This is a genomic window from Nonomuraea sp. NPDC001684 (genome assembly GCF_053596515.1).
Window position 1 is genome coordinate 1 of sequence record NZ_JBSFGJ010000123.1, and the last position, 22,319, is coordinate 22,319.

Genomic DNA, 22,319 nt, shown 5'->3' on the forward strand with positions numbered 1-22,319 from the left:
GCGGATCATCCCGCGGGCAGCCGCGCTGGCCTCGGTGATGGCCGGTCGCACCGGCGTGGCCATCGCCGGCACCCACGGCAAGACCACCACCACCTCCATGCTCACCGTGGCGCTGCAGAAGTGCGGCGCCGAGCCGTCCTACTGCGTGGGCGGCCAGCTCGTCACCACCGGGCTGGGCGCCGACGAGGGCGCGGGCCGGGTGTTCGTGGCCGAGGCCGACGAGAGCGACGGCTCCTTCCTCATGCTGGCCCCCGACATCGCCGTGGTGACCAACGTCGAGGCCGACCACCTCGACAACTACGGCGACCCGCGCGCGGTGCACGACAGCTTCGCCCGCTTCGCCGACCGGGTGGGCTCGCTGCTCATCGTCTGCGCCGACGACCCGGGCGCCGCCGAGCTGGTCGGGCGGGCGCGCGAGCGCGGGCTGCGGGTCAGGACCTACGGCGAGCGGGGCGAGGACTACCGGGTGACCGGCGTGCGTCCCGACGGCTTCGGCACGGTGTTCTCCATCGAGGGCAGGGGAGACGTGCGGCTGGCCGTCCCCGGGGCGCACAACGCGCTCAACGCCACCGCCGCCATCGCCGTGGCCGACGAGCTGGGGTTGGCGTTCGAGGACATCAGAGACGGCCTGGCGGCCTTCACGGGGGCCAAGCGGCGCTTCGAGGCCAAGGGCGAGGCGGGCGGCGTCGCGGTGTTCGACAGCTACGCCCACCACCCGACCGAGCTGGCCGCCGACCTGCGGGCCGCGCGCGACGTCGTGGCCTCCTACTCGGGCACCGGCCGGGTCATCGCGATCTTCCAGCCCCACCTGTACTCGCGCACCCGGTTCTTCGCCGACGAGTTCGGCGCCGCCCTCGGGCTGGCCGACGAGGTCATCGTCCTCGACGTCTACGGCGCGCGGGAGGATCCCGAGCCGGGCGTGTCCGGCGCGATGGTGGCCGGGCGCGTGCCGCTGCCCGCCGAGCGGGTGGCCTACGCCCCCGACCGGGCGGCGGTGCCGGACCTGGTGGCCGGGCGGGCGCGGCCGGGTGACATCGTGCTCACGATGGGGGCGGGCGACGTGACGGAGCTCGGGCCGCAGCTCGTGGCGCGCCTGTCCTGAGCCGTACGGGCGTGGCGGGCGGGCGCCGGACGGCCCGGCGGCGTACGTTCGAAGCCGGCGTGCGAGGAGGGCGATGAAGGCGCGTAACGCGTTCCTGGTGCTGTTGACGGCGGGGGTGGTCGGCTCGGCCGCCTGGCTGGTGTTCTTCTCGCCGGTGCTGGGCGTGCGGTCGATCGAGATCGTGGGAAATCTCACAGTGACCAGCGAGCACATCAAGCAGCAGGCCGCCGTCCCCGACCTGCATCCGCTGGCCACGGTCGACCTGGCCGACGTCCAGGCGCGCGTGCTCGGCATCCGGCAGCTCGCGACGGCGAAGGTCGACCGGGCGTGGCCGGGCACGCTCAGGATCGAGGTGGTCGAGCGCGAGCCGGTCGCGGTGATCCCCGCGGGCGGCCGGTTCGCGGTGGTCGACAAGCAGGGCGTGGTGATCGAGGTCAAGGACACGTCGCCGTTCATGCTGCCGTTGCTCAAGGTCGACCGGCCGGCCGCGGGCGACCCGGCCACCATGGCGGCGCTCCAGGTCGTCCAGGCGTTGCCGCCGGTGGTGGCGGGCAAGGTCCGGCAGGTGCGCGCCGCCTCGGCCGAGGGCGTGACGCTGGAGCTGTCCGACGGCCGTACCGTCCTGTGGGGCGGGGCCGACAGGCCGCAGGAGAAAGGCCGCATCCTGGTCTCGCTCCTGAGCCGCAAGGCCACCCTGTACGACGTCAGCTCTCCCGACGTCGTCACCTTGAAGTGATCACGAGTGTCAGGGTCTGGCAACTCCGTGGCAAGGGCATCGCGTGCCTGTGCGAGGTGGGGGTCGCGGCGTGAGAGCCTGTAGATCGGAGCTTCGGCAGAGGAAGGCCCCGACCAGGCGCGACTCCGGAGCGAATCGGACAGCCCGCGACACGCCGGACGTGCTTGCGGCGCGGTTAGTTGACCCGCCTGGTAGGGGCCTCCTACTGTCCGTATCAATCCTCAGGTTGACATAAATCTAAATCTCAACCTGAGGTTGAGAGTTACGAAAACTGAGAAAAAGCGGAGACGATCCGCACCGAAATGGCAAGTCAACGAGCGGAAAGGCCCCTCGTCGTGGCAGCACCGCAGAACTACCTCGCGGTCATCAAGGTCGTCGGCATTGGCGGCGGCGGAGTGAACGCCGTCAACCGGATGATCGAGGAGGGACTCAAGGGCGTCGAGTTCATCGCCATAAACACCGACGCCCAGGCGCTGCTGATGAGTGACGCCGATGTGAAACTCGACGTGGGCCGCGAGCTCACGCGCGGACTGGGCGCCGGAGCCAACCCCGACGTGGGGCGCAAGGCGGCCGAAGACCACCGTGAGGAGATCGAGGAGGTCCTCAAGGGGGCCGACATGGTCTTCGTCACGGCCGGCGAGGGCGGTGGCACGGGCACCGGCGGCGCGCCGGTCGTGGCCAACATCGCCCGGTCGCTCGGCGCGCTGACGATCGGCGTGGTGACCCGGCCCTTCAGCTTCGAGGGGCGGCGTCGCGCCTCGCAGGCCGAGGCCGGCATAGAGACACTGCGCGACGAGGTCGACACCCTCATCGTGATCCCCAACGACCGGCTGCTGTCGATCTCCGACCGCCAGGTGAGCGTGCTCGACGCGTTCAAGGCGGCCGACCAGGTGCTGCTGTCCGGTGTCCAGGGCATCACCGACCTGATCACCACGCCCGGCCTGATCAACCTCGACTTCGCCGACGTCAAGTCGGTCATGTCGGGCGCGGGCTCGGCGCTCATGGGCATCGGCCACGCGCGCGGCGACGACCGGTCGGTCGCCGCCGCCGAGATGGCGGTCTCCAGCCCGCTGCTGGAGGCGAGCATCGACGGCGCCCACGGCGTGCTGCTGTCGATCGCGGGCGGCTCCGACCTCGGCCTGTTCGAGATCAACGAGGCGGCCCAGCTCGTCTCGATGGCCGCCGCGCCCGACGCCAACATCATCTTCGGCACGGTCATCGACGACGCCCTCGGCGACGAGGTGCGGGTCACCGTGATCGCGGCGGGCTTCGACGACGTGCCGCCGCCGGCCGAGAAGCCGCTGCCCAGGCCCGCCGCCCGGCCCGCCGCGCAGCCCGCTGCGCCGGTGTCGTCCTCGGCCCTGCGGCCCGGTGTGCCGGCTTCGCCCAGCGTGAAGTCCGAGCCGCCCGCGCCGCGCCCTGAGCCGAGGCCCGAGCCGCGTCCTGAGCCGCGTGCCGAGCTGCGGTCGGAGCCCCGCCAGGAGTTCAGGCCGGAGCCGCGCCAGGAGTTCAGGCCCGAGCCCAGGCAGGAGTTCAGGCCCGAGTCGCGCCCCGAGCCTCGCCCGGAGTCGCGCGAGTTCAGGCCGGAGCCGCGTCCTGAGCCCCGGCCGGAGCCGCGTCCCGAGCCGGTGCGGCCGGTGGAGTCGGTCCAGGCCGCCGAGCCCGTCGCCGCCCTCGGCGACGACGAGCCGCAGGCCCCGGTCTCCATCCCGAGGCCCACGCCCGAACCGGCCAACCCGCCCACGCCCATCACCTCCCGCATGTCGGAGCCTCCCAAACGTCCTCGGGTGATCTTCGAGGAGCAGGAGGAGGAGCTCGACGTCCCCGACTTCCTCAAGTAGCTCACCACCCACCGCCGCTCCCCGCAGGCGTACGGGAGCGGCGCCGTCGTGTGTGCCGGGATCCGACCCGCGGCACGGAAAGGGGGCCATCGTGGCGTACGGCGTACAGGCCGAACTGCGGGGCGATGGAGGCAGGGAGAGGGAGACAGACGTGCGGAGGGACGAGATCGCGGCCGGTCTCACCGAGATCGAGGACCGCATCGGCGCGGCCTGCCACGCGGTGGGCCGCGACCGCGGCGAGGTCACCCTGATCGCGGTCACCAAGACCAGACCGGCCGACGACGTGCGCATCCTGTGCGAGCTGGGTGTGCGCGACGTCGGCGAGAACCGCGACCAGGAGGCCGCGCCCAAGGCGCACGAGCTGACCGGCCTGCCGCTGACCTGGCACTTCGTCGGCCAGCTGCAGACCAACAAGGTGCGGTCCGTCGTCGGGTACGCCGACGTGATCCACTCGCTCGACCGCCTCCGGCTGCTGGAGGCGATCAGCAAGGAGGCCGTGCGGCAGGGCCGCAAGGTCGGCTGCCTGATCCAGGTGGCGCTCGACGACGACCCCTCCAGGGGCGGCGCCCGGCCCGCCGACGTGCTCGCGCTGGCCGACGAGGTGGCGCTGGCCGACGGCGTGTGGCTGGGCGGCGTCATGGCGGTCGCCCCGCTGGGAGTGGAGCCCGCCCGCGCCTTCGCCGTGCTGCGCGATGTCGCGACCCGCGTCCAGGAGCAGCATCCGCGGGCCACGATGGTCTCCGCGGGCATGAGCCAGGACCTCGACGAGGCGGTCGCCTACGGTGCGACACACGTGCGGATCGGTACGGCGTTGCTCGGTCGTCGCAGGCCCTTCGTCAGGTAATGTCCCCTCAAGTGGGTCTTCAGGCCCATGATCAAGTAGAGGTCGATCCGCGGTGAGCTCCAAGGGGGTACGGCTGCCGCCTCGGCCCCGGCGACGGGTCCGAGCCAGTGCGACCATGAGCAGGAGGACGACGTAGCGATGGCCGGCGCGATGCGCAAGATGGCGGTCTACCTCGGTCTCGTGGAGGACGACCGCTACGAGAGGTACGAGACCTACACCGACGAGTACGCCTACGACGACGATGTCCAGCGGACCGGCGAGGAACGGCCCGTGGCGGTCCAGGACCGCGACGAGGAGGCCGACTCCGCGGTCCCCGCGCCCAGGCCCGCCACGACGATCCTGGAGCGCCGCACGACCGACCTGGCGCGCATCACGACCCTCCATCCCCGGACCTACAACGAGGCCCGAACCATCGGAGAGCACTTCCGCGACGGCACCCCGGTCATCATGAATCTGACCGAAATGGTTGACAGCGACGCGAAGCGGCTCGTGGATTTCGCGGCAGGTCTGGTCTTCGGCCTACATGGAAGCATTGAACGTGTTACCAACAAGGTGTTCCTGTTGTCCCCTGCCAATGTCGAGGTGACCGCCGAGGACAAGGCCCGAATCGCGGAACGCGGGTTCTTCAACCAGAGTTAGAGTCTCTGTATGTCCATCGCACCCAACCGGGTCCACGCGCGGCCGGGAGGGCACACCAGAAGTGGAGGCGCGGCCGGGCCGTGGAGATCGTGAGTGGGATCTTGGTCGTAGTCCTGTCTCTGTATTTGGTACTGCTCATCGGCAGGATGATCTTTGAGACGGTGCAGGCGTTCGCCCGGCAGTGGCGGCCTTCCGGGGTCGTGCTGGTGCTGGCGGAGGCCACGTACACCGCGACAGACCCACCTCTCAAGTTCCTCCGCCGTTTCATTCCCCCGCTCCGGTTGGGTACGGTGGCCTTTGACCTAAGCTTCACTGTCCTGTTCATCGTCGTTCTGATCTTGATCCAGATCGCTGGGTCACTGGGCGGCCGGTGAGGCGGGCTGGTGGGGTGGCCGGTCGTGATCCAACTCGTGTCCGCGCTGAAGTGATTCGGGTTCACCGTCCCTCCGGACAGACTCCAAGCGCGCCAAGGAGACCAAAAAATGCCGCTGACGCCCGCTGATGTGCGGAACAAGCAGTTCAGTACCACCCGGCTGCGGCCGGGCTACGACGAGGAGGAGGTCGATGCCTTCCTCGACGAGGTGGAGGCTGAGCTCGACCGCCTGATCCAAGAGAACGAGGAGCTACGCGCCAAACTGGCCGAGTGCCTGCGTGGGAAGGTGCCGGGCGGCATGGGCATGCCCATGGCCTCCGCGCCCGTCCAGGAGCAGCCGAAGCCGGAGATGATGGCGCCGCCGCAGCCGGAGCCCATGCGGGCCCCCGAGCCGCAGCCGATGCGAGCCCCCGAGCCGCAGCCCGTGGCCATGAGCATGCCTCCCGCCGAGGACAACATGGACACCGCGGCCCGCGTGCTGGCCCTCGCCCAGCAGACCGCCGACCAGGCGATCGCCGACGCCCGCCGGGAGGCGGACGAGACGGTGACCCGCGCCCGCCGCGAGGCCGACGAGATCCTCACCAAGGCCCGCCGCCAGGCCGAGCAGGTCATCGGCGACGCCCGCGCCCGCGCCGAGACGCTTGAGCGCGACGCTCAGGAGCGCCACCGCCAGGCGATGGGCTCGCTGGTGCAGACCCGCGACGAGCTCGAGCGCAAGGTCGAGGAGCTGCGCAGCTTCGAACGCGAGTACCGCAGCCGCCTCAAGCTCTACCTGGAGAACCAGCTCGCCGAGCTCAACGTCTCCGCGGAGGGCAGCGGCGGGTTCCCGGTCATGTCCGGTCCGCAGGGTCAGGCCCCCGCCATGTCGCACGCGGTTCCCCAGGGTGGCCAGCAGCCTCTTCCCGGTGGCCCCAACCCGTTCGGCGGCGAGGCTCCGCAGGGCGCCTTCCCCGGCGGCGACGGTCCGCACAACGACCGCCGGTAAAGTAACGGGTCACTAGGACCTGTCACTCGAAAGAGCCCCCTGTGATCCTTATCAGTGCTGGTTTGGTGCTCGCGGCGGTCGTGTTGCTGATCGCGGGCTTCGTACTGGCTAAGCCGTTCCTGATCATGTGGTCCATCGTGGTCAGCGTGCTGTCCGCGCTGTTCCTGGTGATCGGGGCGTTGCTGCGGCGTCACGAGCTGTTTCCCGGTGGTGGGCGGGCCGCTGCGCCGGCCACCCCTCCGGCCCCGCTCCCGCCGCCCGGCCTGCCGTACAACCAGACCGGTCCTGCCGGGCCCCAGCCGCACCCGCGGCCACAACCCCACCCGCATCCGCACCCGCAGACGCTTCAGCGGACCGCCGTTCCGGCCTCCGCGCCTCGCCGCCCCGCGGCGAGCGGCATCTCGCCGGACGCGATCGTGCTGGTGATCCCGGGCCGCAAGAGATACCACGTGCCGGGCTGCCGCCAGCTGGCCGGACGGGATCACGAGGAGCTCACCTACGAGGAGGCACGCGAGGAGGGCTTCACGCCCTGCACCACGTGCCTTCCGGACGCCGCGCTCGGCGGACGGCAGTTGCCGCCTGCCGCCGACCCCGAGCCCGTCGTCGCCCCCGGCCCCGGTGCCACCCCCTCCGCCGTGGCGGAGAGCCGGGCCGAGACCTCCGCGGAGACCCGGGACCTGCACCCGCCGGTCGTACCGCCGAAGCCCGACACGAAGGCTTCCCCCCCCACCCCGGAGCCCGCCGCCCCCCGCGAGGAGGGCGCCACCGGGTGGTTCGGCCGTCCGGCCGCCGCCGCGCAGGCGAGCGACCCGGCCACGTCCCCCTCCTCGCCCGCCGCCGCGCCTGATTCCGAGGTCGGTGCGGACGACGAGCAGGGGGAGATCGAGACTTCCTACTTCCGGCCGCCGTCGGAGCGTGAGCGGCCCGCGCGTCCCTCTTCGCCGGACGACGCCAAGGGCCCGTCGGCCGCCCCTTCGCGCCCTGCCGCCGCCTCCAAGGGGGCGCCGGCTTCGGGGGCGTCCAAGAGTTCGGCCGAGGGCTCGTCCGAGAGCCCGTCGGCTGAGGGTGCGGCTCCGGCCAGGTCGTCCAAGGGCGCGGCCGCGGCCAAGGCCGGTGCGGGTGCGGCGGCTTCGGGCCAGACGGGCGATGACGCGGCTGGTTCCGGCAAGTCGGTCGAGAGCGCGCCGGGCAAGCCGTCCTCGGCCGCCCGGCCGTCGCCCGCCGACCGGCCCGCACAGCCTGCCGAACAGCCTGCCGATGACGGTGACGACGCGTCCGACCCGGACACGGCGCCGCAGCCTCGTGTGACCGCCTCCGGGCTGCCGGTCCAGCCGGAACCCTCTGGTGGGGCTTCCGGGGCGTCCGAGCGGCCTTCTGGGGCTGCGCCGGCCCCTTCCGCTCGTCCGGCGGCGGCCGCCCCGGCGCCGAAGACCGGGAGCAAGGACACCGAGCCCGGCACGACCGGCAAGGAGAGCGCGGCGAAGGGCGAGACGCCCGGCGCCAAGCCCGGCAAGACGGGTGAGGGCTCGAAGGGCGAGGCCGGCGGCACGTCCGGTCCGGCCGGGCGTCCAAGGACGGTCAAGGTCATCACCGGCACCCGTCGCTACCACAGCGCCACCTGCCCGCTGATCAGGGGCGCGGGGGAGACGGGCGTGGAGACCATGACGATCCCCGAGGCCGAGGACGCCGGTCTGACCAGCTGCCCGGTGTGCCAGCACGACCGCGAGACGGCCAAGTAACCCCCACCCGCCCCAGACCCGCCGCGCATTGACCGGCGGGCCTTCGGGCTCAAGGACGCCCATCTCCATGGGGCCGGCTCAAGGGCCGTTCACACCAGCGGGCCTTCCGCGCTCGCCCGGCGTCCGCCAAGGCGGGCGTCAGGGGGGCTGTGGTGCAGGCGAAGGAGCCAGGGGTGGGGCCGCGGCCAGCCTGTGGCGGCGGCCGTCGTCCAGCGGTGGCAGGACGCTCTCGAAGTCGATCTCGTCCTTCGGGCGGGGAGCCGTGGACTTGTGGAGGAGCCGCACCTCCGGGACGAGGCGCCGGAGGTCGTCCCGCATGATTGTCAGGGCTGTCAGGGGACGGCGGATCCGCGGGTCGAGGCGGTAGATCCACTCGTCCTCGGCGGACTCGTCGAGCATGAGCTGCCAGCGCCACGGTGCGCCGGGTCTGATCGCGGCGTGCACGTCCCAGCCGGTCAGAAGCCGCCGGACGGCGAGCCGGTCGCGGCGCAGCGGCGCGACGACCTCCTCCAGGGGCGCGGCCTCCCAAGGGCCCCACGGCGAGTCGATTCGCGTCGTGTCCGCCCTTCTCCGGACGAGGTGCCGCCGGGAAACCCCGAACGCCCCCGTGACCGGGCAGAGCTCAGCGGGCTCTCCACGCGGCCGCCGTCCTGCTGGTGGACTTGGCCGTGACGGGACCGGCCCGCGGGGCGGGCCACACCTGGATCAGGTACTCCTCGACGGGGGCGTCGTCGTCCCGGGGGTCGCCGTCGTCGCGGTTGCGTCCGTGGACGCGCAGCCGGTAGTCGCCGGGGCCGGGCAGTTCCAGCTGTGCGGCCGGGTTCTCGCCGTCGCCCGTCGTCGCGAAGTCCATGAACGCCGATCGCCAGGCGACGGACACCTCGGCGACGTCCTGCCACCCGTCGGTGGTCAACGGCGGGGCGGCGCCCCAGAGCTCGGCGGTGACGACGACGTCGCCGACCTCCTGGCCGCACACGATGCGCGCGCCGTCGCCGTCGGGATCGGCCTGGACCAGGCCCGTCGCGGCCATGTCCCACGCGAACTCCGTCACGAGGTCCTCGCCGGTCAGGTCGACGGTGGACGCGTCCACGAACACCCGAGCGCAAGCGCGGCGGATGGGAGTCGGCACAGGACTGGATCCTTTCGGAAGGCGAGAGGAGGCGACGCGCGCGGGGGCGCCACCGAGGTGATCGGTGGCGCCCCCATGTGGACGGATCGCGGCCCGGGTCAGGCGCGGCGGAGGTGGAACGTCAGGCCCAGGTCCTCGTCGTGGTGGGCCGGGAGGTCGTCCTGGGCGCCCTCGGTGAGGGACGCGGCCAGGACCTCGTCGGCGACCGTGCCGCCGCCGGAGCGCAGCGCGGCGGCCAGGTCGGGCGAGGAGGCCGTCCACCACAGGTCGATGCGGTCGGTGATCGACAGGCCGGAGGACTTGCGGGCCTCCTGGACCAGCCGGATCACCTCGCGCAGCAGGCCGGCGCGGCGCAGCTCGTCGGACAGCTCCAGGTCGAGGGCGACGGTCTCGCCGGTGCCGGTGCCGATGGCGCCGGTCTCCACGGCCCAGCCCGCGCGCGGCTGCTCGGTGACGATCACCTCGTCGGGGCCGAGCATGATCTCGCCCAGCTCGTCCGCCTCGATCATGACGGGGGTGCCGCCACGCAGCGTACGGGCCACGCGGGTGGCGTCGGCGGCGGTCACCGCGGCGGCCACCAGCTTGGTGCGCGACCCGAACCGCTTCCCGAGCGCCCGGAAGTTCGGCTTCACTGTGTACGACACGAGATCGGCGTCGAATCCGGACATGTCCTCCAGGGCCTGGACGTTCAGCTCGTCCGCCACCAGCCCCCGCAGCTCGGCGGGCAGCGACGGCCAGCCGTGCGCGCCCACCAGCGCCCGGCGCAGCGGCTGCCGCGTCTTCACGCCGGAGGAGGCGCGGGCCGAGCGGCCCAGCTCGACCAGCCGGCGGACCAGGGCCATCTGGTCCGACAGCGCCGGATCAAGCAGGTCCTGGCGCACCTGCGGCCAGCTGGTCAGGTGGACCGAGGAGGGGGCGCCGGGCGCGCGCAGCACGTCCCAGAGGTAGTCGGTGACGAACGGCGTGATCGGCGCCATCAGCCGGGTGACCGTCTCCAGGCACTCGTACAGGGTGGCGAACGCCTCGCGCGAGCCCTGCCAGAAGCGGCGGCGCGAGCGGCGGACGTACCAGTTGGACAGGTCGTCGAGGAAGTCGGCCAGGCGGCGGCCGGCGCGCTGGGTGTCGTACTCGTCGAGGGACGCGGTGACCTCGGCGACCGTCCGGTGCAGCTCGGCCAGCACCCAGCGGTCCAGCAGCGGACGCTCGGCGGCCGGCGGAGCGGGCTCGGACGGGCTCCAGGACTCGGCGTTGGCGTACAGGGTGAAGAAGGAGGAGGTGTTCCACAGGGTCAGCAGGACCTTGCGGACGATCTCCTCCAGGGCGTTGTGCCCCACCCGGCGGGCCGCCCACGGCGATCCGGAGCAGGCCATGAACCAGCGCAGCGCGTCGGCGCCGTGCTGGTCCATCAGCGGGATCGGCTCCAGGATGTTGCCCAGGTGCTTGCTCATCTTGCGGCCGTCTTCGGCCAGGATGAGGCCGAGGCAGAGCACGTTCTCGTAGGAGGACTGGCCGAAGACCAGCGTGCCGACCGCCATCAGCGAGTAGAACCAGCCGCGGGTCTGGTCGGTGGCCTCGCAGATGAACTGCGCGGGGTAGACGCCCTCCGGCTTGCCGTGCTCGCCCCACTGCGCGAACGGCATCGAGCCCGAGTCGTACCAGGCGTCGATGACGTCGGGCACGCGGGTGGCGAGCTCGCCGCAGGAGGGGCAGTCGAAGGTCACGTCGTCGACGTACGGGCGGTGCGGGTCGAGCGCGGAGACGTCCTGGCCGGCCAGCGTGCTCAGCTCGGCCAGCGAGCCGACGCAGGTGACGTGGCTCTCGTCGGCCGAGCACACCCACAGCGGCAGCGGCGTGCCCCAGTAGCGCGAGCGCGACAGCGACCAGTCGACGTTGTTGCGCAGCCACTCGCCGAACCGGCCCCACTTGATGGTCTCGGGGAACCAGTTGGTGTTGGCGTTCTCCGACAACATCTGGTCCTTGACCGCGGTGGTGCGGATGTACCAGGACGGGAGCGCGTAGTACAGCAGCGCGGTGTGGCAGCGCCAGCAGTGGGGATAGGCGTGCTCGAAGTGGGTGCCCCGGTACAGCAGCCCGCGCCGGCGCAGGTCCTCGGTGAGCTCCTCGTCGGCGTCCTTGAAGAAGCGGCCGCCGACCATGGGCACGTCGTCGAGGAACCGGCCGTCGGGGCCGATCGGGTTGACGATCGGCATGTCGTACCGCTTGATGACGGCCATGTCGTCGGCGCCGAAGGCGGGGGCCTGGTGGACCAGGCCGGTGCCGTCCTCGACGGTGACGTAGTCGCCGAGCACGACGTAGTGGGCGCCGGGGATGTCGACCAGGTCGAAGGGGCGGCTGTAGCGGGTGCGCTCCAGCTCGCGGCCGGTGCAGCGGGCGACCTCGGTGACGTCCTCGCCGAGGACCGACAGCAGCGGCTCGGCCACCACCAGCACCTCGCCGTCGGCGGTCCTGGCCGCGACGTAGGTGACGTCGGGGTGCACGGCGACGGCCGTGTTGGACACCAGCGTCCAGGGCGTGGTGGTCCAGATCAGCAGCGCCGCGCCCAGCTCGGCCAGCGGCCCGGACGTCACGGGCATGCGCACATAGACCGAGGGGCTGGAGACGTTCTCGTAGCCGCCCGGCTGGCCCAGCTCGTGGTCGGACAGGCCGGTGCCGCAGCGCGGGCAGTACGGCGTGATGCGGAAGTCGCGGAACAGCAGCCCCTTGTCGAAGACGACCTTCAGCGACCACCAGACCGACTCGATGTAGGACGGGTCCATCGTCCGGTACGCCTGGGACAGGTCGATCCAGTAGCCCATGCGCTCGGTCATCTGCTCGAACGCGTCGACGTGCCGCAGCACCGACTCGCGGCACTTGGCGTTGAACTCGGCGATGCCGTAGTCCTCGATGTCCTTCTTGCCGGTCAGGCCCAGCTCACGCTCGATGCCGACCTCGACGGGCAGGCCGTGGCAGTCCCAGCCGGCCTTGCGCGGGACGCTGAAGCCGCGCATCGACTTGTAGCGCGGGAACAGGTCCTTGAACACCCGGGCCTCGACGTGGTGCACGCCGGGCAGGCCGTTGGCGGTGGGCGGGCCCTCGTAGAACACCCAGGCGGGGTTGCCGGCGTTCTGCTCGACGGACCGCTCGAAGATCTTCCCGTCCCGCCAGCGGTCGAGGACCTCGCGCTCGAGCGCGGGCAGGTCGACCTGCGCGGGAAGAGAGCGGAATGATGGGGAAGACATGTCGGGCGGGACCTCCACGCGTCGTCGGCCGGTTGTGGCGTGCGCGAAGGGACGAAGCCTCGCGGCTCCGCGGTACCACCCTTCTTGGCCTCCGGGGAGGCCCTCTTCATTCGCTTGCTGCCGGGTCTAGTGAGCTCTGCCGAGCCGTTCTTCCGGCGGCTCCGGGGTGATATCCCTCACAGCGGGGCCCCATCAACGCCTTGCAGTCTCAAACCATAACGCAGAGTGGAGCCGAAGACTTCCAGGTTTCCTCCCGCAGCCGGGGGCGTTGGTACGCAAGGAGGAAATTTGTGGGAATGGACGTCCCCGGGGAGGAGTTGAACGGGCGAGGCGGGATAGTACGGGTGAGGTAAACCATCCGGCGGGTCGTTTGCCGTTCCGTTATGAGGATCCTAAGCTGCCCGCACCATTCACGGCCTTGATCAGCATGGAGGCAGCCATGGCGGCAGTCACGCAGACCGCTACACCGTCGATGTGGTCGGAAGAGGAGCTGGCCGAGGTACGCGGCAGGCTGCGGACCGAGATCGACGAGCTCGAGGCCGACATCCTCCGCCACGAGTCGGAGATAGCCTCTGGTGACGTCACCCAGGGCGCGGGCGACGACCAGGCGGACGCCGGCGCCAAGACGTACGAGCGCGAACGCGAGATCGCCCTTACCCTGAATGCGCGCGATCTGGTCGCGCAGAACGAACGTGCGATCGCCAGGATCGACGCAGGGACCTATGGAGTGTGCGAATCGTGCCACAAGCCGATCGGCAAGGAACGTCTTCAGGCGTTCCCGAGGGCGACGCTGTGCGTGGCCTGCAAGCAGAAGGAGGAACGCCGCTAGGCAGGCCACGCGGACGTCTCCTCGCGATCCTCACCTCGCTGGCGGTCGTCGTCTACGCGGCTGACCTGATCAGCAAGACGATCGTGCTGCGAACGCTCGAAGGCAAGGCGCCGCTCGTCGTCCTCCAGGACGTCCTGCAGTTCCGGGTGATCTTCAACTCGGGTGCGGCGTTCAGCATCGGCACGGGGATGACGTTCGTGTTCACGTTCATCGCGGCGGGCGTGGTGGTGGCGATCGTGCGCACCGCGCGCAAGCTCCACAGCCTGCCGTGGGCGATCACCCTCGGGCTGCTCCTCGGCGGGGCGCTCGGCAACCTGACCGACAGGCTGCTGCGCTACCCGTCGGGGTTCGGCCGGTCCACGCAGCTCCAGGGGCACGTCGTGGACTTCATCGAGGTCCTGCCCGGGCACTTCCCGGTGATCGACTACTTCCCGGTGTTCAACGTCGCCGACTCGGCGATCGTCTGCGGCGGCATCCTGGCGGTGCTGCTGGCCTGGCGCAACGTGCAGATCGACGGCACCAGGGAGACCGAGCACACCGAGGAGACCGCCGCGGGGACCACCGCGGAGACCGGGAAGGAGCCCAAGGATGGCTGAGCGGCGGAGCCTGCCCGTCCCCGACGGGCTGGAGGGCGAGCGGGTCGACGCGGCGATCTCGCGGCTGTTCGGCTTCTCGCGCACCCGCGCGGCCGAGCTGATCGCCGCAGGCGAGGTGCAGGTCGACGGCGGGCAGCCGGCCAAGTCCGACCGCGTGCACGCCGGCGCCTGGCTGGAGGTGACGCTGCCGCCCCCGGTCAGCACGCCGATGCCGGTGGCCGAGCCGGTGCCCGGCATGACGATCGTCTACGAGGACGACGACATCATCGTGGTCAACAAGCCGATCGGGGTGGCCGCCCATCCCACCGTCGGCTGGACCGGCCCCACAGTGATCGGCGGCCTGCTCGGCGCCGGGCACACGATCGCCACCAGCGGCGCGGCCGAGCGGCAGGGCATCGTCCACCGGCTCGACGCCAACACCACGGGCGCGATGGTCGTGGCCAAGAGCGAGCACGCGTACTCGATGCTGAAGCGGGCCTTCAAGGAGCGCACGGTCGACAAGCGCTACCACGCGCTGGTCCAGGGCCACCCCGACCCGTTCAGGGGCACCGTCGACGCGCCCATCGACCGCCACCCCTCGGGCGAGGGCAAGTTCGCCGTGGTCGCGGGCGGCAAGCCGTCGGTCACCCACTACGACACGATCGAGGCGTTCCGCGCGGCCTCGCTGCTGGACATCAAGCTGGAGACCGGCCGTACGCACCAGATCCGCGTGCACATGTCGGCCCTGCGCCACCCCTGCGTCGGCGACATGCTCTACGGCGCCGACCCCACGCTCGCGGCCCGGCTGGGCGTCACCCGGCAGTGGCTGCACGCGGTCTCCCTCGGCTTCGAGCACCCGGCCACCGGCGAGTGGATGTCCTTCAGCACCGACTACCCCGAGGACCTGCAGAAGGCGCTCGACGCCGTCGCCGCCGACACCTGAGCCGGCCGCTACTCCTCGCCGTCCTGCGACGGGTCGATCTGGCCGGGGGTCCTGGAGGGGGCGTCGTCCTTCTTCTTGTCCTGCTCGTCCCGCTGGGCCGTCGACTTGGTCGGCGTCGGCTTCTTCGCCGGGGACTTCGCGGGGGTGCTGGTCCGTTCGCCGCTGGTGGGCGAGGGGGCGCTGCGCCGGGGCGCGGCGGACTGCGAGGGATGCGCGGACTGCGAGGGATGCGAGGTCGCCGGGGGCGGCTCGGAGTCGGTGACGGTGGTCTTCGGCGGGTCCGTCGGGGCGTCGCTGCCGGGCGGGGTGACGACCGCCGGGATCGTCGGGGCGCGGCCCTGCACCGGCTGGTCCGACTGCTTCGTCCACCAGGCCGCGCCGCCGGTGACCAGGCCCACCAGCAGCGCGCCCGCCGCGATGGCCAGGATCGGCATCCTGCGCGGGCGGCGTACGGCCATCGGGGGCACCGGCACCGGGCCGGTCTGCTCCAGCGGCCCCCCGGTCAGGACCAGTCTCAGCCGCTGCTCGGCCTCCTCCAGCGACATGCGCTGCGCGGGGTTCTTGCGCAGCAGCCCGAGCAGCACGGGGGCGAGCACGCCCGCGCGGGCCAGCGGTTCCGGCTCGGCGTGCATGACCGCGCCGAGCGTGGCCAGGGCGTTGTCCCGGTGGAAGGGGGAGTGGCCCTCGACCGCCATGTACAGCGTCACGCCCAGCGACCACAGGTCGGAGGCGGGCCTGGCCTGGCCGCCGGCCGCCCGTTCGGGGGCCATGAAGGCGGGGGTGCCGATGAGGATGCCGGTCCTGGTGACGGGGGCCTCGTCCTCGGTGGTGGCGATGCCGAAGTCGGTCAGCACCGCCCGGCCGTCCTCGGTCAGCAGCACGTTGTCGGGCTTGACGTCACGATGGAGCACGCCCGCCGCGTGCGCGGCGCGCAGCGCCTCCAGCAGTTGCAGCCCGATGGCGGCGACCTTCGCCGGCGGCAGCGGGCCGTCGGCGCGGATGGTCTCGCCCAGGGTGCGGGAGTGCACGAGCTGCATGACGATCCACGGATGCCCGCCCTCCTCCAGCACGTCGTAGACGGCCGCCACCCCCGGATGCGCCACCCGGCCGGCCGCCCGCGCCTCGCGGAACGTGCGCACGGCGAACACCTCGCGCTCAGGGCCGCTCAGATCCGGCGGCGGCAGCACCTCCTTGACGGCCACGTCACGGCCGAGCACCTCGTCGTGCGCCTGCCACACGGTTCCCATACCGCCCTGGCCGATCGTCCTGAGCAGCCGGTAGCGGCCACCGACCATCCCCGCAGAATCGGACATGCACGGCGACTACCCAAGAAACATCCGGGCAAGCGCGGTGACGACGGCCGCCGCCGCCAGGATCACCAGGAACGGCGCCCGCAGCACCAGGGCGACCACGGCCGCCACCAGCCCCGCCGTCCGCGCCGGGTCGAACGCGGGCCGGCCCTGCTCGGTGAACATCTGCACCGCGATCAGGGCCGACAGCAAGGCCACGGGCACCAGTTCGGCGAACCTGCGCACCGCCGGATGGTCCAGCACCCGGCGCGGCGCGGCCAGCCCGGCCAGCTTGAGCGCGTAGCAGCCGAGGCACACCGCGACGATCGCCCACCAGACCGTCATCGCACCATCACCACCAGCACCGCGACCGCCGACAGCAGCACCGGCACGCCCGGCGGGAAGAACGGGCTGGCCGCCAGCGCGACCGCCGCCCCGGCCACCGCCAGCACCCGCAGCCGCCCGCTGGCGGCCAGCCGCGGCCACAGGATGGCCAGGAACGTGGCCGGGCCCACGGCGTCGAGCCCGAGCACCCGCGGGTCGCCCAGGAAGGACGTGCCGACCGCGCCGGCCAGGGTGGTGAGGTTCCAGGCGACGTACAGGCTGGCGAAGGTGGCGAGGAAGCCGGTGCGCGCCGACGGCTCGTCCGGCTGGGCCAGCGTGACGGCCGTGGTCTCGTCGATCACGCCGTGGGCGGCCAGCAGCCGGCGCGGGCCGCGGACGTTCAGCAGGTCGGCCAGGCGCAGGCCGTAGAGGGTGTTGCGGCCGCCGAGCAGCAGCGCGCCCGCGGCCGCGGCCGTCAGGTCGCCGCCCGCGCCGATCGCCCCGGCCAGCGCGAACTGCGAGGCGCCGGTGAAGGCCAGCAGGCTCAGCACGCACGCCTGGGGCACGCTGAGCCCGGCGGTGATCGCCGCCGCGCCGAACGCGAGACCGGACAACCCCACGGCCAGTCCCACACCGAGGCCGTCACGCACCGCGGCGGAACGGCGAGTTGTCGTTTCCATGGGAAACAGCTTATGAACTGGGCAAATATCCGGTCTTGTACGTTCCTGCGGCCTTTTGGTAGGCGGCGGGTGGGACGCCCACGACGCGCTTGAAGTGCCGGTTCAGGTGGGCCTGGTCGGTGAAGCCGACGTCCGCCGCCACCTGCGCCGGGCGTACCCCCTCAAGGAGCAGCCGGCGGGCCTGCCGCACGCGCAGCGAGGTGAGGTAGGCGTGCGGCGGCAGGCCCGTCACGGCCTTGAACGCGCGCAGCAGCGGGAACGGCCGCACCCCCACCGCCGCCGCCAGCGCCTCCAGCGTCGGCGGGTCGAGCAGGCTCTCGTGCAGCAGGGCCATCGCCTCGCGCACCGCCTGCCGGCCCGCGCCCGGCGGGCTCGCGTCCGGCCTGGGCGCGGCGTGCCTGCTCAGCAGCTTGGCGAACAGCGTGCGCGACAGCGTGGAGGCGGCCAGCGCGTCGCCGCGCTCGGCCGCCTGGTGCGCCCGCCCGAGCAGGGCCGCCACCTCCGGGTCGCGCACCACCTGGTGGGGGAAGTACGGGGTGCCCAGGGGCGCGTCGAGCTCGGCCGCGATCCCGGCCAGCGCCTCGACCGACGGATACAGCATCCGGTACGCCCACCCGCCCGGCGTGCCCGCCTGACCGGTGTGCACCGAGTCCGGGTTGACCAGCACCAGCTCGCCCGCGCCCGCCCGGTGCAGGGTGCCGCGGTAGTCGAACTCCTCCACGCCCGCCACGATCAGCCCGATGGCGTACCCGTCGTGGACGTGCCGGGAGAAGCGGTGGGTGACGTAGCGGGCCTTGAGCAGGTCGGTCTCGGGAACCGCCGGATGCCGCCAGAAGCGGGCCCGTTCCCGCGCGCCGTCGTGCTCCGGCGTCATTCCGGGCGGAAGGTCTTGACGAAGGTGTCGAACCAGTGCCGGTCGGCGGCCCAGCGGGAGTCGAGGGTCTCCCAGTACAGGGCGTACGGGCGGCCGGCCGCGGTGTGGAAGCCGCGGTTGATCACGTGGATGAGCTGCCCCTTGCGCATCTGGGTGAACTCCCAGTCGGAGGCGCGCAGGCCGAGGTATTCGGTGGGGGTGATGCCGATCCGGGTGTAGTGGTCGAACTCGCCCTTGGCCTTGATCTCCTTCTCCAGGCCGAGCCAGTGCTGTTGCGGGTCCTTCCACGGGATGTCGGGGACGGTCCACTCCACGATCATCGCGCCGGGGGTGCCGGGGCCGGACAGGCGGATGCTGTCCCTGGTCGGGTTCTTGGCGGCCGTCCAGGTCTTGGGGACGGCCATGGAGAAGCGGCCGGCGGCGCTGGTGAGGGGGCGCCAGCCGGCGGGCACCGCCGGGGCCGTGGGGGTCGGCTCGCCGGTGGGTTTCTTGGTCGGCCGGGGGCTCGGCTCGGGCGTCGGGGACTTCGACGGCGGCGTCGAGGGATCGGGGGTGGGGGCGCCGGTGGCGGGCGGCTGGGCGCCGGCCGTCGGGGTGGGCGTGGCGGACCCTGACAGCCGGTCGTAGAGCAGCACGCCGCCGCCGCCCAGGAGCGCCAGGACGGCCACCGTGGCGGGCACCGCGATCCACATCGTCCGGCCGCGCCGCCGCGGGTCTCCCGGGACCGTCCGGTGCGGCGGCCGCGCGTCGCCGGTGACGGGCGGCGATCCCTGCGGCGCGGGGTAAGGGCCGCTGGGGGTGGCGTGCGGGCCGTGCGGGGCCGGGTTCTGGGGGTACGGGCCTTGGGGGGACGGACCGGGGGCGGCGGGCCCCGGGGCCGGGAAGGGGGCCGACCACATGGGGGTCTGGTCGGCCAGCAGCGGTTGCCCGGTCGCCACCTGGTGGAGCAGGCGCGCGGCCTCGCCGGCCGGCATCCTGGCCGCCGGGTCGCGCCGCAGCAGCCCCATGATGACCGGCTGCAACGCCCCCGCCCGCACGGGCGGCTCCGGCTCGTCGCGCAGCACGGCCGCCACCGTGGCGGCCCACGAGTCGCGCTTGAACGGCGGCCGCCCCTCCACCGCCGCGTACAGGGTGGCCCCCAGCGACCACAGGTCGGACTCCGGACGGGCGGCCTCGCCGTTGAGCCGCTCCGGCGGCATGTACGCCGGGGTGCCCACCAGCCCGCCGGTCGCCGTCAGCCCCGACTCGGCCTCCAGCGCGGCGATGCCGAAGTCGGTCAGCACGACCCTGCCGTCGTCGGCCAGCAGCACGTTCTCGGGCTTCACGTCACGATGGAGCACCCCGGTGGCGTGGGCGGCCCGCAGCGCGTCGAGCACCCGGCCGCCGACCATCGCCACCAGCGCCGCCGGCAGCGGCCCGCGCTCGCCGATCACCTCGGCCAGCGAACGGGACCGGACGAGCTGCATGACGATCCACGGCCGGCCGTCCTCCTCGACGACGTCGTGGATGACGATCACCGACGGGTGGTCGAGGCGGCCGGCCGCCCTGGCCTCCCTGATGGTCCTGCGGTTGAGGTCGGCCCGCTTGGCGTCGCCCACGCCCGTGTAGCGGACCTCCTTGATCGCCACCGTACGGTCGAGCAGCTCGTCGTAGGCACGCCAGACCACCCCCATGCCGCCCTCCCCGAGGGGCTCGATGAGGCGATACCGGTTGCTGACCTGCCTTTCCACGCAGGGAAGCCTACTTTGCTGGTTTGAAGGTCGCGCTGAAGCCCTCGAAGAAGTGGTAGTCCTTCTTCCAGTGGCTGTTGAGGGTGTGCCAGTAGATGGCGTACGCCCTCCCGTTCTCGGTGATGAAGCCGCGGTCGCGCACCCGGGTCTTGCCCGTGTTGGTGTTCCAGGTGAAGTCCCAGTCGGCGGCGGCCTTCATGTAGTCGACCTTCTTGATGCCGATCTTCTTGTAGCCGCCGAAGTTGTGCTTGAGCGACGGCTCCTGCTTCTTCCAGTCCTTGTACGGGTCCTTGCCGGGCTTGGCCGCCTCCTCGATCATCAGGTAGGCGTTCGGGGCCGCGCCGGGGCCCTTGAACTTGACCTGCCGGCCGCCGCGGTCCCAGACGTCCCAGCCCTTGGGCAGCCCGATGGAGAAGCCGAGCTCCTTGTCCTTGTACATCTTCCAGCCGCTGGGCAGCGGGTCGGCGTCCTCGGTCTTGTCCGGCGTGGCCGAGGGCGAGGAGGACGGCGAGGACGAGGGCGTGCTCGTGGCCGGCGGCTTCGACTCGGTGCCCGAGGTGGACGCGGTGGGCGCGGAGGTCGAGGTGTGGGCCTTGGCCGACTGCCTGGCCTGCGGCGGCCTGGACGAGTGGTCGTCGGGGGCCGACCTCAGGCCGAGATAGCCGCCGACCCCGGCGACCAGCACGACCGCCGCGGCGGCCAGCGCGATCGGCCCGAACTTGCGGCCCTGTCGGCGGCTGCTCACCGTGGGCTCGCCGGTGGGCGCGTCGGGGAGCGCGGAGTCCCCGGTCGAGGGCGGGATTCGCCGGCCGGTCCCGACGGGCGGCGGCGTGCCGGCGGCCCTGCTCCTCGGCGTGGGCGCGGGCCTGGGCGTGGTCCGGGGCGCGGGCCTGGGCGGGGGGACGGGCAGGTCGGGGTCGGTCGGGGTGTCGTCCTCGTCCTCGACGGGGTCCGGGGCGGGGACGGCGGCGCGCAGCTTCCGGCTGGGGAAGCGCCTGGTCTCCGCCGGGCTCGACGCGGTGGCGGCCTCGCGCAGCATCCGCGCGGCCTCCTCGTACGTCAGGCGCTGCACCGGCTCCTTGACCAGCAGCCCGCTGATCACCCCGGCCAGCGGCCCGGCGTGCGGCGCGGGGTCGGGCTCGTCGGTCAGGACGGCGTGCATCGTGGCCAGCGCCATGCCGCGCTCGTGCGGCGAGCGGCCCTCCACGGCCGTGTAGAGCGTCGCGCCCAGCGACCACAGGTCGGACTCACGGCGCGCGGGCAGCCCCTTGAGCCGCTCGGGCGCGATGAACGCGGGGGTGCCCGCCAGGCCCGTCACGGTGAGCTGCGTCTCGGTCTCCAGCGTGGCGATGCCGAAGTCGGTCAGCACGACCCTGCCGTCGTCGGCCAGCAGCACGTTCTCGGGCTTGACGTCGCGGTGGAGCACCCCGGCCTCGTGCGCCCGGTGCAGCGCGTCGAGCACGGCGACGCCGATCTCGGCCACCCGCTCGGGCGGCAGCGGCCCCTCCTGCTTGATCACCGCCCCCAGGGAGCGCGACTGGACCAGCTGCATGACGATCCAGGGCCGGCCGTCCTCCTCGATCACGTCGTGGACGACGATCACGTTGGGGTGCTCGAACCTGGCCGCGGCCCGCGCCTCGCGCATCGTGCGCCGGTTGAGCAGCTGCACCTCGTCGCCCAGGGCAGCGGCGTAGCGGACTTCCTTGATGGCGACGGTGCGGTCGAGGAGCTCGTCGTGGGCGCGCCAGACGATGCCCATGCCGCCCTTGCCGATGGGCTCCAGCAGCTCGTACCGGCCGGCGATGCGGCGTCCGTCCTGCTTGCGATCCGACATCAACGGCCTCAAACCCTCCCTCTCGGCCAAGAAATACTCCCATAGCGAGGGATCATCGGCGACTCGCCGGAAGGTCAGTCCGCCATATGAGAAGGAACGTCCAGCAGGTGGAGGCGGGTGTAAGGTTTCAGACATGACTTGTCGCTACACCTTTACCGAGCCGGCTCCGGGAGGGCCGGTCGTCAGCTAGCGACCACCTGGAGTCGGCACAAGGCAGAGACGCCCCGTCTCTGCCTTTTTGGTTTTCCTGCCGGCTTCGCTGGGCCGGCCCGAGTGGGGAGTCGAGATGACATCGACCTTGGAGCGGCACATGGTGACGATCGGCGGGCTGCGCGTGGGGCACGGCCCGGCCGTGGTGATCGGCGGGCGGGTGAGCCTGCGCCCGCATCGGGGGCAGGTCGACGCGCGTGAGGCGCTGAGGGAGCGGGCCACGCTGGTGGAGCCGTACTCGGCGGCCGACCTGCCGACGATCGCGGCGCTGGCCGACGCCGTGGTGGTGGGGGCCACGTGGACGCGCGTGCATCAGCCCGTCGCTGCGCTTGGCGCGCTGGACGATCTGCCTGGCGACCGGCAGCCGCTCGTCCCGGTAGCTGTCGAGCAGCGCCGGGGCAGCC

At 72.4% G+C, this 22,319-nt stretch carries 20 protein-coding genes and 1 pseudogene; 12 read left to right on the forward strand and 9 right to left on the reverse strand.

Features of this window, described 5'->3' with window-relative positions; genetic code table 11:
- From murC to ACWCSD_RS22460, 8 genes are all read left to right on the forward strand, one after another.
- On the forward strand, positions 1 to 1,102 hold a 1,102-nt coding region (gene murC, locus ACWCSD_RS22425; protein WP_449917516.1), incomplete at its 5' end, for a UDP-N-acetylmuramate--L-alanine ligase.
- A gap of 73 nt (positions 1,103 to 1,175) precedes the next feature.
- Complete coding sequence (locus ACWCSD_RS22430) at positions 1,176 to 1,838, forward strand: cell division protein FtsQ/DivIB (RefSeq protein WP_449917518.1); 663 nt, start codon at positions 1,176 to 1,178, stop codon at positions 1,836 to 1,838.
- A 335-nt stretch (positions 1,839 to 2,173) separates the two neighbouring features.
- Positions 2,174 to 3,679, forward strand: coding sequence for a cell division protein FtsZ (ftsZ, locus tag ACWCSD_RS22435; protein WP_397162154.1), 1,506 nt, complete (start codon positions 2,174 to 2,176; stop codon positions 3,677 to 3,679).
- Positions 3,680 to 3,830: 151 nt separating this feature from the next.
- Entirely contained in the window at positions 3,831 to 4,523 is a 693-nt protein-coding gene (locus tag ACWCSD_RS22440; protein WP_449917522.1) for a YggS family pyridoxal phosphate-dependent enzyme, read from the forward strand.
- Positions 4,524 to 4,661: 138 nt separating this feature from the next.
- The gene (locus ACWCSD_RS22445; protein ID WP_357968056.1) at positions 4,662 to 5,162 is read left to right on the forward strand and encodes a cell division protein SepF; all 501 of its coding nucleotides are present in this window, start codon (positions 4,662 to 4,664) and stop codon (positions 5,160 to 5,162) included.
- Between the two features lie 80 nt (positions 5,163 to 5,242).
- Positions 5,243 to 5,536, forward strand: coding sequence for a YggT family protein (locus ACWCSD_RS22450; RefSeq protein ID WP_125630468.1), 294 nt, complete (start codon positions 5,243 to 5,245; stop codon positions 5,534 to 5,536).
- A 108-nt stretch (positions 5,537 to 5,644) separates the two neighbouring features.
- Positions 5,645 to 6,520, forward strand: a complete 876-nt coding sequence (locus ACWCSD_RS22455; RefSeq protein WP_352325076.1) for a DivIVA domain-containing protein — start codon at positions 5,645 to 5,647, stop codon at positions 6,518 to 6,520.
- Between the two features lie 41 nt (positions 6,521 to 6,561).
- Complete coding sequence (locus ACWCSD_RS22460; protein ID WP_449917528.1) at positions 6,562 to 8,259, forward strand: hypothetical protein; 1,698 nt, start codon at positions 6,562 to 6,564, stop codon at positions 8,257 to 8,259.
- A gap of 138 nt (positions 8,260 to 8,397) precedes the next feature.
- Here ACWCSD_RS22460 and ACWCSD_RS22465 read toward each other — a convergent pair whose 3' ends face one another.
- From ACWCSD_RS22465 to ileS, 3 genes are all read right to left on the reverse strand, one after another.
- Positions 8,398 to 8,703: a hypothetical protein gene (locus tag ACWCSD_RS22465; protein ID WP_449917530.1), complete on the reverse strand. Its 306-nt coding sequence runs from the start codon at positions 8,701 to 8,703 to the stop codon at positions 8,398 to 8,400.
- 178 nt (positions 8,704 to 8,881) lie between these two features.
- The gene (locus ACWCSD_RS22470) at positions 8,882 to 9,388 is read right to left on the reverse strand and encodes a hypothetical protein (protein WP_449917533.1); all 507 of its coding nucleotides are present in this window, start codon (positions 9,386 to 9,388) and stop codon (positions 8,882 to 8,884) included.
- Between the two features lie 98 nt (positions 9,389 to 9,486).
- Positions 9,487 to 12,627: an isoleucine--tRNA ligase gene (gene ileS / locus ACWCSD_RS22475; protein WP_397213111.1), complete on the reverse strand. Its 3,141-nt coding sequence runs from the start codon at positions 12,625 to 12,627 to the stop codon at positions 9,487 to 9,489.
- A 439-nt stretch (positions 12,628 to 13,066) separates the two neighbouring features.
- Here ileS and ACWCSD_RS22480 point away from each other — a divergent pair, with 439 nt between their 5' ends.
- The 3 genes from ACWCSD_RS22480 to ACWCSD_RS22490 are packed head-to-tail and all read left to right on the forward strand — an operon-like array spanning position 13,067 to position 14,974.
- Positions 13,067 to 13,456, forward strand: a complete 390-nt coding sequence (locus ACWCSD_RS22480) for a TraR/DksA family transcriptional regulator (RefSeq protein WP_357705396.1) — start codon at positions 13,067 to 13,069, stop codon at positions 13,454 to 13,456.
- Complete coding sequence (gene lspA, locus ACWCSD_RS22485; RefSeq protein WP_397162149.1) at positions 13,420 to 14,052, forward strand: signal peptidase II; 633 nt, start codon at positions 13,420 to 13,422, stop codon at positions 14,050 to 14,052. Before ACWCSD_RS22480 ends, lspA begins: the two co-directional genes overlap by 37 nt.
- The gene (locus ACWCSD_RS22490) at positions 14,045 to 14,974 is read left to right on the forward strand and encodes an RluA family pseudouridine synthase (protein WP_358293923.1); all 930 of its coding nucleotides are present in this window, start codon (positions 14,045 to 14,047) and stop codon (positions 14,972 to 14,974) included. The genes lspA and ACWCSD_RS22490 overlap by 8 nt, the downstream gene beginning before the upstream one ends.
- Before the next feature lie 8 nt (positions 14,975 to 14,982).
- Here the strand turns inward: ACWCSD_RS22490 and ACWCSD_RS22495 are convergent, their stop codons facing one another.
- Genes ACWCSD_RS22495 through ACWCSD_RS22520 form a run of 6 tightly spaced genes read right to left on the reverse strand, consistent with a single transcriptional unit; the run spans position 14,983 to position 21,705 of the window.
- Positions 14,983 to 16,287, reverse strand: coding sequence for a protein kinase domain-containing protein (locus ACWCSD_RS22495; protein WP_449917538.1), 1,305 nt, complete (start codon positions 16,285 to 16,287; stop codon positions 14,983 to 14,985).
- 9 nt (positions 16,288 to 16,296) lie between these two features.
- Positions 16,297 to 16,608, reverse strand: a complete 312-nt coding sequence (locus ACWCSD_RS22500; RefSeq protein ID WP_358293921.1) for an AzlD domain-containing protein — start codon at positions 16,606 to 16,608, stop codon at positions 16,297 to 16,299.
- Positions 16,605 to 17,267: an AzlC family ABC transporter permease gene (locus ACWCSD_RS22505; RefSeq protein ID WP_397162147.1), complete on the reverse strand. Its 663-nt coding sequence runs from the start codon at positions 17,265 to 17,267 to the stop codon at positions 16,605 to 16,607. Before ACWCSD_RS22505 ends, ACWCSD_RS22500 begins: the two co-directional genes overlap by 4 nt.
- Before the next feature lie 10 nt (positions 17,268 to 17,277).
- Positions 17,278 to 18,141 (reverse strand): AraC family ligand binding domain-containing protein, encoded by an 864-nt coding sequence (locus ACWCSD_RS22510; protein ID WP_449917543.1) that lies wholly within the window; start codon positions 18,139 to 18,141, stop codon positions 17,278 to 17,280.
- Positions 18,138 to 19,871, reverse strand: coding sequence for a protein kinase domain-containing protein (locus ACWCSD_RS22515; protein ID WP_449917546.1), 1,734 nt, complete (start codon positions 19,869 to 19,871; stop codon positions 18,138 to 18,140). Before ACWCSD_RS22515 ends, ACWCSD_RS22510 begins: the two co-directional genes overlap by 4 nt.
- Before the next feature lie 10 nt (positions 19,872 to 19,881).
- Positions 19,882 to 21,705: a serine/threonine-protein kinase gene (locus tag ACWCSD_RS22520; protein WP_449917549.1), complete on the reverse strand. Its 1,824-nt coding sequence runs from the start codon at positions 21,703 to 21,705 to the stop codon at positions 19,882 to 19,884.
- 286 nt (positions 21,706 to 21,991) lie between these two features.
- On the opposite strand from ACWCSD_RS22520, the pseudogene ACWCSD_RS22525 reads away from it, so the two are divergent.
- Positions 21,992 to 22,319 (forward strand): annotated as a pseudogene (locus ACWCSD_RS22525) (chorismate mutase); the annotation flags it as partial.